This window comes from Flavobacterium potami (assembly GCF_020026915.1).
GTDB lineage: Bacteria > Bacteroidota > Bacteroidia > Flavobacteriales > Flavobacteriaceae > Flavobacterium > Flavobacterium potami.
Genome location: NZ_JAINUY010000001.1, coordinates 1,037,395 through 1,050,996, shown reverse-complemented (window position 1 = coordinate 1,050,996; position 13,602 = coordinate 1,037,395). Strand labels below are relative to the sequence as shown.

The 13,602-nt window shown below is 33.1% G+C and carries 12 protein-coding genes; 7 read left to right on the top strand and 5 right to left on the bottom strand.

Translation table 11 applies throughout. The features are described 5' to 3' along the window. Nucleotides 1-71: 71 nt before the first annotated feature. Together K6T82_RS04520 and K6T82_RS04515 are read right to left on the bottom strand one after the other, a co-directional pair. The gene (locus tag K6T82_RS04520) at nucleotides 72-1,310 is read right to left on the bottom strand and encodes a DUF4374 domain-containing protein (RefSeq protein WP_223704730.1); all 1,239 of its coding nucleotides are present in this window, start codon (nucleotides 1,308-1,310) and stop codon (nucleotides 72-74) included. A gap of 23 nt (nucleotides 1,311-1,333) precedes the next feature. Beyond that, nucleotides 1,334-3,727 carry a TonB-dependent receptor gene (locus tag K6T82_RS04515; protein WP_223704729.1) on the bottom strand — a complete coding sequence of 798 codons (2,394 nt, stop codon included), beginning with the start codon at nucleotides 3,725-3,727 and terminating at the stop codon, nucleotides 1,334-1,336. 107 nt (nucleotides 3,728-3,834) lie between these two features. On the opposite strand from K6T82_RS04515, the gene K6T82_RS04510 reads away from it, so the two are divergent. The 6 genes from K6T82_RS04510 to K6T82_RS04485 all read left to right on the top strand — a co-directional run bounded on the left by K6T82_RS04510 (nucleotide 3,835) and on the right by K6T82_RS04485 (nucleotide 9,404). Then, nucleotides 3,835-4,866 carry an AraC family transcriptional regulator gene (locus K6T82_RS04510; protein ID WP_223704728.1) on the top strand — a complete coding sequence of 344 codons (1,032 nt, stop codon included), beginning with the start codon at nucleotides 3,835-3,837 and terminating at the stop codon, nucleotides 4,864-4,866. A 492-nt stretch (nucleotides 4,867-5,358) separates the two neighbouring features. Then, nucleotides 5,359-5,673 carry a hypothetical protein gene (locus tag K6T82_RS04505; RefSeq protein WP_223704727.1) on the top strand — a complete coding sequence of 105 codons (315 nt, stop codon included), beginning with the start codon at nucleotides 5,359-5,361 and terminating at the stop codon, nucleotides 5,671-5,673. A gap of 24 nt (nucleotides 5,674-5,697) precedes the next feature. Next, the gene (locus K6T82_RS04500; RefSeq protein ID WP_223704726.1) at nucleotides 5,698-6,258 is read left to right on the top strand and encodes a 2'-5' RNA ligase family protein; all 561 of its coding nucleotides are present in this window, start codon (nucleotides 5,698-5,700) and stop codon (nucleotides 6,256-6,258) included. A gap of 289 nt (nucleotides 6,259-6,547) precedes the next feature. Next, the gene (locus tag K6T82_RS04495) at nucleotides 6,548-7,471 is read left to right on the top strand and encodes a helix-turn-helix domain-containing protein (protein ID WP_223704725.1); all 924 of its coding nucleotides are present in this window, start codon (nucleotides 6,548-6,550) and stop codon (nucleotides 7,469-7,471) included. 341 nt (nucleotides 7,472-7,812) lie between these two features. Then, the gene (locus tag K6T82_RS04490; protein ID WP_223704724.1) at nucleotides 7,813-8,541 is read left to right on the top strand and encodes an SDR family oxidoreductase; all 729 of its coding nucleotides are present in this window, start codon (nucleotides 7,813-7,815) and stop codon (nucleotides 8,539-8,541) included. A 98-nt stretch (nucleotides 8,542-8,639) separates the two neighbouring features. After that, nucleotides 8,640-9,404: an SDR family NAD(P)-dependent oxidoreductase gene (locus K6T82_RS04485; RefSeq protein ID WP_223704723.1), complete on the top strand. Its 765-nt coding sequence runs from the start codon at nucleotides 8,640-8,642 to the stop codon at nucleotides 9,402-9,404. 313 nt (nucleotides 9,405-9,717) lie between these two features. Here the strand turns inward: K6T82_RS04485 and K6T82_RS04480 are convergent, their stop codons facing one another. From K6T82_RS04480 to K6T82_RS04470, 3 genes are all read right to left on the bottom strand, one after another. Next, nucleotides 9,718-10,122, bottom strand: a complete 405-nt coding sequence (locus tag K6T82_RS04480; protein ID WP_223704722.1) for a hypothetical protein — start codon at nucleotides 10,120-10,122, stop codon at nucleotides 9,718-9,720. A 170-nt stretch (nucleotides 10,123-10,292) separates the two neighbouring features. Continuing rightward, on the bottom strand, nucleotides 10,293-10,997 hold the full coding sequence (locus K6T82_RS04475; protein WP_223704721.1) for a LytR/AlgR family response regulator transcription factor: 705 nt from the start codon (nucleotides 10,995-10,997) through the stop codon (nucleotides 10,293-10,295). Next, nucleotides 10,994-12,031, bottom strand: coding sequence for a sensor histidine kinase (locus tag K6T82_RS04470; protein ID WP_223704720.1), 1,038 nt, complete (start codon nucleotides 12,029-12,031; stop codon nucleotides 10,994-10,996). Before K6T82_RS04470 ends, K6T82_RS04475 begins: the two co-directional genes overlap by 4 nt. A 59-nt stretch (nucleotides 12,032-12,090) precedes the next feature. On the opposite strand from K6T82_RS04470, the gene K6T82_RS04465 reads away from it, so the two are divergent. Further along, nucleotides 12,091-13,590, top strand: coding sequence for a TolC family protein (locus tag K6T82_RS04465; RefSeq protein ID WP_223704719.1), 1,500 nt, complete (start codon nucleotides 12,091-12,093; stop codon nucleotides 13,588-13,590). Nucleotides 13,591-13,602: the final 12 nt, after the last annotated feature.

Here is a 13,602-nt window from a genome sequence, read left to right as displayed (position 1 = left end):
TTGGAATAGATAAATAGGATAAATAAGAAAACCGTAAGTCCCTATAAAAAAGGACTTACGGCAAAAAAATATTAGTATTTTAATTTCTGGATAGCCGTAATTTGACCACCTTCAACTTTCATACCTTGTATCGCTGCAGCAGTTGAACCGTTGATAGTGTAAATCCAGTTTCCATTTGGAGTATTTACACCAAGAACAGCTGAATTTCCGTCTTCTGTTGCAATATTATAACGAGTAGTAGCACTTGTTAATACTTCTGGCATACCAGTAACCCATTTAAAGGTTTGGTTGTACACATCAGCAACAGCTAATTTAACAGCTCCGGAATTAGTTCCTGGAGTTCCGTACATTAACAATAAGAACTTACCATTTGAGATATAACTTGTTGAAGAAATTTTGTAACCTCCTGATTTTTCCTGAACATTAAAGAAGTACGATTTATCAAATTCTGTAGTACCTTTATTAATTCTAACAACAGCCGAAGGTTTTGTAGAAGTTACTACGTTATTAGCAGTTCCGATAGCTCCAGAAAACCCATAAGCATCTCCTTTTTCATCTTGAAACAATCCATTAGTAAAATAAGCTCCTAAGTAACTTGTACGGTTATCTTTGATTACTTTTTCTAATTTTAAATCAGGATAACTATATACAGCTACCCAAGTACTATCAGGATGTCTTGATCCAAAAGTATCTGGAGCAATACCATTAATTTTCATATATGGCATAAATACTTTATCTCCCACCTGAGTCGCCCAAGTAAAATGAGCTCTTTCAGCTAAATCTGGATTTTTATTTCCAACTAAAAGTCTAGTATCTTGTGATACAGTTCCTGTAAGTACGGACTGATCGGTATCCACTTTATACATATAAGAAATGGAAGCACCACTTCTAGGTACTTTTACCATTAAAATATCTTTGTTAACTGGTGCAAAAACTTGTACGGTCTCTGCTTGGAAATTTGAAGTTTTAGTTAAATCTCCATTCGCAGTTAATCCATAAGTAGTAACAGCTCCCGGATTTCCTTGACCGTAAAGGAAACTAAAAAATTTGTTTTGCGTTGCTAAATAATAACGATAAGTACCGTCTTGTTCTAATCCGTTTCCTGCTGTGGTAATTGATCCCTTTGTAACGTCGTCAGCAGTTAATAAATAATCTGCTACTCCTGTTGCTCCTGTAGAAACGGTAACTATATATTTTGATTTTCCTGTTTCTCCACTAGCTCCTTCATTTTTATCGTCATTACTCTCACATGAAGCAAAAGTGAAAGCAAATGCTGCTAACAGTAAAGGTAATTTGGTAATTGTTTTCATAAGTATTTAAATTTATATTAAGATTATTTGTTCGATTTGTTAAAGAAGTATCTAAACTTTAGATAAAAAGCACGACTAGGTTTTTGAAGTGAAAAATTATCCATAAGTTCATTATCCAATAAGTTTTGACACTCTAAAGCAATGTTATACTTTCCATTGGCCATTGTGTAAACCAAGTTTAAATCATGCTTAAGCTGTGTAGGAATATCGTGTTTACCATTTGATCCTCCTCTACTTGGCCAATACAGATAGTAAGCATGTACATAAAGAAGATTATAGCCCGCAGACAAATTATTTCCTTTTTTAAAAACATCATTAAAAAAAACTGTTCCGTCCAGATTACCGAATAAATAAGGAATATTAGGCACTCTGTCCTTATAGTAGTAGGAAACATAATTTTGCTCTGGCTCATATTTGGTCATATTACGTATATCTTGATACGTCATATTAATACCAGAGGTAAATCGCTTTTTGTAAGAGTATCGAATTTCTCCATCGATACCTTTTGTTTTTACACTTCCTTGATTAACAGTTACAGTTTTGTTCTGATTATTATTAAATTCAGTACGAATAAAATCAGTAGCGTCTCGATATATACCATTAACATCAAATGTTAAGGCATTAATATCATTAAAACTAGTTTGATAACTAAGACCTACATTGATATTGTTACTCGATTCCGGTTTTAAATTATTATTACCTTGTAAATTATCATTGGGATTACCAAAAATCTCATTCGGTGTAGGTAACCTATAGGTTTTTTCGTAAGAAGCTTTTAGTTGTAAATTTTGTTTTAAATAATAACTGCTTGCTCCTCCATAACCTAAAGAAGATGATTTATTATTTAACTCCATATAGGCAACATCTCCCCAGTTTCCAGAAGGATTATAACTTCTAGTAAGAGTAGTATTTAAATCATAATTTTTTAAGAATAATGAGGTACTCCATTTTTGATTGTAGTCAAACTTATAGCCAACTGCCAAAATATTCTTTTGTAGCTTTTCAGGCTGCTGATACGTTACGGACTCAGGATAAAGTTCATCACTTCCTTTGCGGTCAAATGTGTTAAATGTATTGTTTACTAACAACGAATGATGTTCACCTATGGCATAAGTAGCGTTGAAAGTGGCTATTCCATTATTGTTTTTAAATTTATAGAGAGATCTTCCGGCTTCTCCACCTGGTCCAGCGTTTTGTGTATATTGCCCAAACCAATTGTATCGTCTGTTTACAGTATCGACAGTTTGTTCATAACCAAAATTAAAATTTCCTGTTACATCTACATTCAAGCCTTTTGTAAACAAATCTTTTACTTGGTATTTTAAAGTAGGCATTAAAGTATTTCCACGTCTATACCTTTCACCAAATACTGCAACCATTCTAGCTCCGGTTTGAATATCGGCCTTATTTTGTCCGGCTGTAAAACCAATCATTAATTTATCGGCATATTTTTTACCCGTAATTCCGATATTAAAGATTACAGTTTCATTGTGGTAATTATCATGAAATCTTCGCACTCTAGTTTCTGGATAATATTTACCAGTTTCCAAATCATTAGTTTCAACATTTACCCAGTAATTATTATCCGAATAATTTTGAAATGCATTAATCTCCGTGGTAAAACCACTTTTTGAAGTGTAGCTAGCATTTATGGCAGTTTTAAACGTATTGAATGATCCAAAGGAATAAGAAGCATCCACATAGGTACGAGGTTTGCTATTCGTTACAATATTAACAGCTCCTCCTAAGGCATCTCCGCCCAGCCAAATTGGTACAACACCCTTATAAACCTCTACACGATCAGCTAGGTTAATTGGAATATTATTGATTTGAAAAGACGAACCAAAATTATCCATCGGTACACCGTCAATAAAAATTTTAATTTGGTTCCCCGAAAATCCATTAATCGATAATTCTGATCGAGACCCTACACCTCCGGCTTCACGAAAACGTACACCTGATACCCTATCTAATGCATGTGCCAGATCTAAAGTGGAGTTATGCAGTTTTTTTGCATCGACAGCTGTTACGTTATAAGCTTGTTTATTGACCTTATCAACAGCCGAACGCCCCATTACCGATACATTTTCTAATTCCTGCAATTCGCTGTTTAATTGAATTGGAATATTTACACTAGTTCCTGAAACTTCAATGCTTTTTTTAAAGCCAGAAAAACCAATTGCAGAAACTTTGATTGTATGTTTTCCTGGTTTAACATTTCTGAAAATAAACTTTCCGTTTTCGTCAGAAATCATACTTAAGTCGGTTTTTTCTATTACTACTGTTGCAAACGGAACCGTCTGACCAGATTTTTCGATGACTTGCCCAGTGACCGTAACCCCTTGATTTTGCTGAGAAAATGATAAGAACGTAAAGAAGAAAAATAAAATAAAATTTAAAAATTTTTGAGCTGACATATCTTTAATTAGACTAATTATAAATAACTTTGCCGCAAAAGTACCATCAACCATTATAAAAAAGATAGGGAAAAACGGATTATTATTTTGTAAAAACGGATTAAATTTTGAAAATCGAAGCCACACTTTTAACGCCAGAAACGCCAATAATTAAAATCAAAATTGGAGATAAATATTACCCAAAAAGTATTCTAACAGAAGAAAATATAAAGATTGAAAACGCAGATTCAGAAAAGATAACCAGCCGACATTTAATTACAGAAGGCTTGGTTGTATTGGAAACTCAGATGTATTACTCAACCCCAAAAACTATTATTTTTGAAATTGATGAGGAATCTGTAATAATGAATTTTACATACAGCGGCAATGTAGAAACAAAGATCGATCAATTGGAAGGAGACAAATATTCTAAAGAAAATACGCATAATATTTTTTACACTGACAATTTTAAAGCTACTTTTAATGTCCCTGCTTTTACCCAAATTAACTATCTATCCATAATTCTTTCAAAAGAGTTTTATTATAACATTATAAATGAAGACTGGCAATTACATGAAAAATTTTCAAAAAATATTTTAAACAAACAATCCAGCTATCTAACATCAAAATACCTTCCTTTTACTCCAGCCATTCAATGGGTTACACACGAAATTAAAAGCTGTACACGACAAGGTGCATTAAAACGAATTTACATTGAAAGTAAAATCAAGGAACTTTTAATCTATCAGTTGGAAGCGATAAATCTCAAACCACCGTTAGAAGAAAAAATTGATGAAGAGGATTACAACAAATTATTAGAAGCAAAAAAAATACTAGACAAAGATTATCGAAACACACCTACTCTACCAGAACTTTCAAGACTTATTTCACTAAATGAATTCAAATTAAAAAAAGGATTTAAAGCTTGCTTTGGCACAACGGTCAAAAGCTACATCATAAAATTAAGAATGGAACATGCTAAAGAATTGTTTCAAAACAAAAAAGCGACTGTAACCGAAGCGGCGTACAAATGTGGCTATAAAGATGTTTCACACTTTTCGGCGGCCTTTAAAAGTTTTTATGGTTTTTCTCCACAAAAATTCAAACTCAACACCGACATCATAAAATTTTGGTTAATTGGACTTACACTTCTATTCTAAAAAAAAAGGTTTTAAAATTAGGTCCGTCGACTTAATCTTAAAACCTTTAAAAATTTAGACATTAATGTATAGCAAACGTTATACAATTACCCACGATCAAATGAATATGTCAAATTCAATTCTAAAAAAATGTTTCTCCAAAAACAGTATAAAAATTTAAGATGGCATCTAAAAAGGCAAAGAATGCCATCGTTTTTAAATTTCTACAGGGCAAAATTAAAATCCTAACAAGCTATTACCTTACGGTTTTCCTCATCTTTAGGAAAAAAATGTTCTTAAAAACGTTATTTTTTTGTTTTACAAATATTTAGCTTTTCAACTTTAACAAAATATTCTCAAAATAAAAATTACAAAAATTACAAGAAGAGATGAAATCATTCAAAAAAATGCTATTTCTTATCCTAGATTAAGTTGGTTTGTTTTCCTGAATTTTATTTTTGTAAAGGAAATTATCAGCTACAAATATGTATATTTCACAATAAATCAAATGTTATGAAAACTCTTGAATTTTTGTTACTCGGAAAAAACGAAGCTATTCTAGCTATTTTACTTCGTCTTGTAAATGCAGATGAAAACTGGAATGGTGTGTCTTTTAACAATGAAAAAGAAGCCCAAGAATACTTTTTAAACCACAAAATAGACATCGTTCTTTTGAGTTCTGCAATCGAAAATCATGTCGAAAAAGAGTTTACTTCTTTTTGCATCAAACACCAGCCAGATGTTGAAGTTATTGAACATTTTGGTGGCGGCAGCGGTTTATTGAAATCTGAAATTTTACATAGATTGCATTTGAAGGGAAAGCTCTAAATTTGTATTTCAAAGCCTAAAAAAATGGAGAAAACGTATTCTATAGTATTCTACTCAAAACCAGTTGTCGATACTGTCAAAGAAATGAAAGACCTTTTGAAAAGCAAAATTAACTGGTACAACAGCTGCAATTCGGAAGCGCATATTACGATTTGCGAATTCAAAATAGACGAATCTCAAATCGATTCTGTTAAGCAGAAGCTTATTAAAATCTGCGACACTTTTACACCTTCTCAAGCATATTTAGATCATTTTGGTTCTTATGATAATGCAGGAGCTTTTTTTATAGCTCCAAACGAAGAAACCAAAAACAATCTAAAACCTATAATGAAAAAGATTCATGAAACCCTGAAATCTTTAAATCTCAAAAAAAGCGACGACCCGCATATGTCAATCGCACGAAGATTAACTCCTGAAAATCTTAAAATAGCTTCTCAGCTTTTTACTACTATTAATATTGATTTTCTGTGTAATGAAATTGTTTTAAGAGAATTTGATCCAGTGAAAAAGCAGTTTTTTGTACTTGATTCGATTGGGTTTGGAAGCAATCCAGAACCTGAGTTTGTGCAGGGAAGTTTGTTTTAGCTTTTTTAACCGCAAAGACGCAAGGGTTTCGTAAAGTTCGCAAAGATTTTTCATTTATCCACACTGTTTGTCCTCCTGAGCGAAGTCGAAGGACATACAATATGGATTTAGCAAGAGATCCTTCGACTTCGCTCAGGAAGACATAAATTGTCGATAATAGTTCTTGCTAACCTTGCGAAAAAACTTTGCGCTCTTTGCGGTTAAACCCAACCTGAAACTTTAAACCTGAAACACCAAAAAACTAATCCTGTTTTTTTTCGTATATTTGAATTTTACAATTCACTACGATATGAAATCTCTAGATTCCTTTTACAAAGACATCACCGAAGGCTCAACTGTTGAACCTAATTCTTTACTTCCAAGCGACATTCAGAAAGAGATTGGACATTTTAATGTTTTCGATATAAAAGAACTTTTGGAACGCCTAAAAGACAAGCCCGGAATGCCTTATGATCGCAGAGCGTATTACAAAATAAGTTTGATTAGAGGCCATAATAAAGCCGAATATGCCGATAAAGTAATCGAAATCGAAAAACAGGGATTGTTATTTGCAACACCTAAAATACCGTACAATTATTTACCGCAAGACACCAATCAAGGTGGACAATTTTGTGTTTTTACGAGTGAATTTTTATCGAAAAGCAAAAGCGGAATCGATCTAGATGAACTTCCGATTTTTGCTTCAGACGGTTATCCCATTTTTCAACTTTCTGATGAAGAAGTAGAAGAAGTTGCTTTGATTTTCAAGAAAATACAAAAAGAAATCAACTCCGATTATATCTACAAGTACGATTTAATCCGAAATTATGTGGCAGAGTTAATTCACTTCGGACAAAAATTACAGCCTATAACTGCATTATACTCAAAACACAATTCTGCAGCGAGAGTTTCTTCTTTATTTGCTGAATTGTTGGAAAGACAATTCCCAATTGAATCACCAAACCAGCGATTGGAATTGAGAACTGCCAAAGATTTTGCTGAACGTTTATCTGTGCATGTCAATCATTTAAACAAGGTTTTAAAGGAAAACACCGGAAAAACCACCACCGAATTAATTAGCAATCGTCTAACAAACGAAGCCAAAATATTATTGAAGCAGACAGACTGGAATATCTCTGAAATTGCCTATTCTCTCGGTTTTGAAGAATTAGCTCATTTCTCTAATTTCTTTAAAAAACAAACTACTTATACGCCGTTAGCTTTCCGTTCATAATTTTAGATTGCAGATTTTAGATTTTAGATTTTTTCCGAAAGAGCTCGCACAAAGCTTGTCTTCCTGAGCGAAGTCGAAGGACACGCACAGTGCGGATTTAGCATGAGATCCTTCGACTTCGCTCAGGAGGACATAAAATGAGAATTAAAATTTAGAGTTTTGTAGTATGGTTGCTTCGTTCCTCGCAATGACATAAAATGAGAATTGGAATTTGGTCCCGATTGCTATCGGGAGGAATTTTTACATCTTATTTGAATTTTGCAAACATCGGTTTGATATTTACAATTCTATAGCACTGCTTCGTTTCTAACTTTGTCTCATCAAATTAAAAGATCGAAAAAATGAATTTATCAAACAACAAAATTTTAATAACAGGCGGTGCAAGTGGTATCGGACTTGGACTTGCCGAAAGATTCATTCAAGAAAATAATACGGTAATTATCTGCGGAAGAAGAGCTGCTCTTTTAGATGAAGTAAAAGCAAAATTTCCAAGTATTATTACCAAAGTATGTGATTTATCTTTAGAAGAAGATCGTATTGCACTTTACGAATGGACGGCAGCAAATCATCCAGACTTAAATGTTTTAGTCAACAATGCCGGAATTCAAAACTGGATGACAATAACAGATGCTGATTTTTATGAAAACATGAAAAATGAGCTTACTACCAATATTGAAGCTCCTTTACATTTAACTTCATTATTTATCCAGTTACCATCTCTTAAAACGGTAATGAATACTACTTCTGGATTGGCCTTTTCGCCTTTTGCAAAAGTTCCTGTTTATTCGGCTACAAAAGCATTTTTCCGTTCGTTTACGATTTCTCTTCGTCATTTATTAAAAGAGAAAAACATTGAAGTAATAGAGATTATTCCACCAGCTTTAAACACAGATTTAGGCGGAATTGGACTTCACGATGCACATCCGAGCGTAAGCAGTTTTATCGAATCTATTTTCGACCAATTAAAAGAAGGAAAACAAGAACTGACTTTCGGTACAAGCGAAACCAGATTAAACGCAAGCGCAGAAGATTTGAGAAATCATTTTAATGCAATGCATGAGAGCAATTAAAAATTAACAATGGATAATTGATAATTAACAACTTAATCAATTATCAATTATCAATTATCAATTATCAATTATCAACTATCAATTAACAATTAAAAAAGATGGCAGTAAATACAAAAATAGCTCTAGTTACAGGTGGTAGCAGAGGTTTAGGAAAAAATATGGCAATTGCAATTGCAAAAAAAGGATTGGATGTAATTATTACATACAACAGCAAAAAAGACGAAGCTGACGCTGTAGTTTCAGAAATTGAAAGTTTAGGTCAAAAAGCGGCTGCGTTACAATTAAATGTTGCAGAATCTGGAACTTTCGATGCTTTCTACGAACAAATAAAATTGGTTTTGAAAGACACTTTTAAAACAGACAAATTTGACTTTTTGGTAAACAACGCCGGAATCGGAATCCACAATTCTTTCATCGGAACAACCGAAGCAGAATTTGATCAATTGACTAATATTCAATTCAAAGGTCCGTTTTTCTTGACTCAAAAAGGACTTAACGTAATGAACGACGGTGGCGGAATTGTAAATATTTCTACTGGTTTAGCAAGATTTTCATTCCCAGGTTATGCGGCGTATGCTTCTATGAAAGGTGCAATGGAAACTTTAACAAAATACCAAGCAAAAGAATTAGGAGCAAGAAAAATCAGAGTAAATATTGTTGCTCCAGGCGCAATAGAAACAGATTTTGGAGGCGGAGTCGTTCGTGATAATGAACAAATGAATCAGCAGATTGCTTCTGTAACCGCTTTAGGAAGAGTTGGTCTTCCTGACGATATCGGTGGTGTAGTTGCCTTTTTATGTACAGAAGATTCTCGTTGGATAAATGCACAAAGAATCGAAGTTTCTGGCGGAATGATGCTTTAAAGGGTTTCAAGTTTCAGGTTTCAGGTTTCAGGTTTCACGTTTCACGTTTTAAGTTTCATGTTTCAGGTTTAACCGCAGAGAACGCTAAGGTTTACGCAAGGTTCGCAAAGTTTTTTACATAAAGCTTTGCGAACTTTGCATTTCTATACGTATAGTTAAAAGAACTTGCGCTCTTTGCGGTTAAAAACACAAAGAATATCAACTTGAAACGTCAAACTTGAAACTTGAAACTTGAAACAAAAAAAACAAAACCCGATAAGCATTAAAACTCATCGGGTTTGTCTTTTCAAATATATTTGAATTAGTAAGGCCTTTAATTTTTTTCGATAGAGACATCAAAACCTCCATCTTTATCAAAAACAACGTCGTAAAATTTGGCATCTTTTGACACGCCTACTTCATAAGTTGTTTTCTTTTTATCATCAACAACCATTGCAATTTCTCTGATCGCTTTTGGCGCATAGTTCTTTTTTAAATAGGCTTGTGATCTTGGTGGCAACTGACTAAAAGGAATCTGCAATTCATATGCTTTCATGTTTCCTAAATTATCGTAAATCGCAACCGCTTTGGTTGTATTGGTTATATTATATTTTGCTTCAAATCGAATTTCATCTTCATCATCGCCTACATATTCTTCAGACCAAACTGCTACTTTTCCTGGATATTCTCTTTCAAAAGCTATTTTGACCACTTCGGGCGGTGTGATAACTTTTTTCATATTTGTACCTTCCTGGGCGATCAAAAAGCCACTGCATAAGAAAGCAAAAGTTAAAAACACGTTTTTCATGACTTCATTTTTAAAATTAAACACTAAACAACGTACTAAAATTACTACTTTTTTATGAAGAATAAATGAAGTGGTGAAATATTTTTTAAAATCGATCTAGTTTATAATTCTAATTTTTTCAATCGATCTGTAAGCTCTCTTTTATACGTAATTCCGATTGGGATTCTTTCGCTTTTAATGACGACAAAATCTTTTTCCGTAGCATCAATCTTATCAAGAGCAACAATATACGATTTATGAATTCGCATAAAATTCTTTTCTGGAAGACATTTCTCAAACTCAGTTGTTGTAATAGATGCCAAATATGTTCTTTTAATCGTATGCAGTTTTACGTAATTACCATAACTCTGAGCAAACAGCAACTGATCTAATTCAATATCCATTAAATAACCATCTACTTTGACACTCACAGAATTAACGGTTTCTTCTACCTTTTGCTTAACGCTTTCTGTAGCAAAAAATCGATCAATTGCTTTTAAAAATCTTGGAAAATAAATGGGTTTTAAAAGATAATCAATCACACCATAATCATAACTTTCTAGGGCAAATTCAGAATAAGCAGTTGTAAGGATCGTTTTGGGATGTGTTGGAAGAATTTTAAGAAGTTCCATTCCAGAAATCTCAGGCATATTGATATCCAGAAACATTAAATCGACTGTATTTTCTCGAAGAAAATTCATTGCTTCGATACCATTGTAACCTTGAAAAACCAATTCTAACTGCGGATTCTGTTTGATATAATTGGCCAAAACATAATGTGCAGCGGGTTCATCATCTACAATAATACATTTTTTTGTTTCTCTCATCCGACAAACTTTTTAAGTTGTATTTCCAAATCTACAACATAGATTTGTTTGTCATCCTGAATATCTAATTTATAGTCTTTTCCATAAATTAGTTTCAAACGTTCAATTGTGTTTTTTAAACCGATTTTCGTCGAAATAACATCCGTTTTCTTCGGAATTGAATTGGCTACATGAAGATGCAACAATCCATTCTCTACTGTGATATTAATTTTCACAAAACACTTTTCAATTGCACAAGTTCCGTGTTTAAAGGCATTTTCAATAAATGCAATTAAAAGCATTGGAGAAATTTTATACGTATAATCTTTATCAACTGTACTTTCAAAACTAATGTCACAACGATAACCAACACGTTCTTTTTCCAATTGAACATAACTGTTTATAAACTCCAATTCGTCTTCCAGAGAAACACATTGTTTGCTGTTGCTTTCCAATTGATAACGCATTAACTGCGAAACTTTCATGATCAAATCGGGCGTTCTGTCCGGAAATTCTAAACTTATTCCGTAAAGCGTATTAAATGTATTGAACAAAAAATGCGGATTTAATTGTCCTTTCAATGAATTCAATTGCATTTGATTGAACAATAAAGCCGCATCGGTTTGTTTTCTGTGAATACGATAAAATTTAAACACAATAATTGGACTCAGAATGCAGACCAAAGTTCCCAAAACACTCGCCAGTTGATACGCATAACTTCTCTGATGTGAGTTTTGGTACAAATGGCATTTGGCAAACATATCCAACATTGTGATTTCGTACAAGACGACCGAAAACACAAAAACTCCAAACAGCGTTAAAATGATATAAGTAAAAGGTTTATTTCCTTTAAATAATATGGGAAGTAAAAAGAAACGATTAAACTGAGCATGCATGTATAAAATACAATAGAAAAATACCCCCATTAAAATAGAAATGAATGAACTAAATAACATCCAGTCATTTTTTAAGGTATAAATCGTAAAGGAGAAAAGGACAACAGCGACTTCTTGCCACCATTTGTTATCCAATATGTTATCAATCTTTTTGTTCATTCTTCATTTTGAAATAGTTTACAAAGTACGAACAAATATTTAATTATTTTTTTTAATAAATGACCAATTCAATTCGTCATTTACTAGTGCAGTACATCACTAAACCTGACTTTTATCAGCATAAGAGAAATAAATTTGTTTCATCAAAAACACCTTTATATCACCTTGAGTTTATGTATTTCAAAAAAATTACCATTTTATTTTTATTGATTTTTGCCTCAACTGGTTATGCTCAAACCCTGTCTTTAAAAGAAGCAATAAAGATAGGTCTTGAAAACTACGGTTCTATCCGAGCAAAAAACAATTACACCAATGCATCAAAAGAGACTCTGAAACAATCTCGCCGTGATTACCTGCCGAACTTAAATTTATCGGCACAACAAGATTACGGAACTGTAAACGGACAAAACGGACCGCTTTACGGTTTTGGAGGTTTAGGAGTTGCTTCATCAGGTTTACCTCTTCCTGAACAAAACTGGAATTCAGCGTTTGGAGCGCTTTATTTAGTCAACATGAACTGGGATTTTTTCACTTTCGGAAAAGCGAAAGAAAAAATCAATCTATCAAAAATGGATGTTCAGGCTAAAGAAAAAGATTTGCAACAGGAAAAATTCCAGCAGGAAATCAAAATTTCGGCTGCTTATTTAAATCTTTTAGCAAGCCAAAGATTACTGATTTCACAGCAAAAAAATCTTGCTCGCGCAGAAGTTTTCAAAAAGACTGCTGCCGCAAGAGTTAAAAACGGATTATTAGCAGGAGTCGATTCTACATTGGCTACAGCCGAAGTTTCTAAAGCTAAAATCGCTTTAAACTTGGCTAAGAACTTCGTTAAAGAACAAAACAACAAATTAGTCGATTTAATGGGCGTTGCACCTCAGGATTTCGTTACAGATACTTTATTTGTAACACAGATTCCGAAAGAGTTAGTAACGAAAGAAACTGCTGCAGACAGTCTTCACCCTTTATTACAATTCTATAAAACGAAAATCGATTACAGCAACCAGCAGGTTAAATTGTATAAGAGATTTTATTATCCAACGATGAGCGCTTTTGGAGTTTTACAAACCAGAGCTTCGGGATTTGATAATACGTATGCAACCAATCAAAATGCTTTTACGAGAAACTATTGGGATGGCGTAAATCCAGATCGTACCAATTACTTAATTGGAGTTGGAATTACGTGGAATTTAACCACTCCATTCCGTTCAAGCAAACAAGTTAGCGCTCAGAAATTTGTTTCTCAGGCCATGCAGGAAGAATACAACCAAGCAGACAGAGAATTAAAATCGCAATTGAATTTTGCCGAAGATAAAATCAGAATTACGCTTGAAAACTTTGCCGAAGCTCCAATTCAGGTTGATGCTGCAAAAAGAGCATACATTCAAAAATCAACTTTATACAAAAACGGTTTAACTGATTTGACTGATTTAACACAAACGATGTATGTTTTAAATCGTGCTGAAATCGATCGAGATATTGTCAACAATAATGTGTGGCAGTCGTACTTATTAAAAGTCGCTGCAACAGGAAATTTTGACTTATTTATAAATGAATTTTAATTATAAATCCTA

Coding starts and splice junctions, on each gene's coding strand:
- K6T82_RS04505 (WP_223704727.1), top strand. CDS start 5,359: ATGAAAACTCTTGAATTTTTGTTACTCGGAAAAAACGAAGCTATTCTA.
- K6T82_RS04515 (WP_223704729.1), bottom strand. CDS start 3,727: ATGTCAGCTCAAAAATTTTTAAATTTTATTTTATTTTTCTTCTTTACG.
- K6T82_RS04475 (WP_223704721.1), bottom strand. CDS start 10,997: ATGAGAGAAACAAAAAAATGTATTATTGTAGATGATGAACCCGCTGCA.
- K6T82_RS04520 (WP_223704730.1), bottom strand. CDS start 1,310: ATGAAAACAATTACCAAATTACCTTTACTGTTAGCAGCATTTGCTTTC.
- K6T82_RS04500 (WP_223704726.1), top strand. CDS start 5,698: ATGGAGAAAACGTATTCTATAGTATTCTACTCAAAACCAGTTGTCGAT.
- K6T82_RS04495 (WP_223704725.1), top strand. CDS start 6,548: ATGAAATCTCTAGATTCCTTTTACAAAGACATCACCGAAGGCTCAACT.
- K6T82_RS04480 (WP_223704722.1), bottom strand. CDS start 10,122: ATGAAAAAAGTTATCACACCGCCCGAAGTGGTCAAAATAGCTTTTGAA.
- K6T82_RS04465 (WP_223704719.1), top strand. CDS start 12,091: ATGACCAATTCAATTCGTCATTTACTAGTGCAGTACATCACTAAACCT.
- K6T82_RS04470 (WP_223704720.1), bottom strand. CDS start 12,031: ATGAACAAAAAGATTGATAACATATTGGATAACAAATGGTGGCAAGAA.
- K6T82_RS04485 (WP_223704723.1), top strand. CDS start 8,640: ATGGCAGTAAATACAAAAATAGCTCTAGTTACAGGTGGTAGCAGAGGT.
- K6T82_RS04490 (WP_223704724.1), top strand. CDS start 7,813: ATGAATTTATCAAACAACAAAATTTTAATAACAGGCGGTGCAAGTGGT.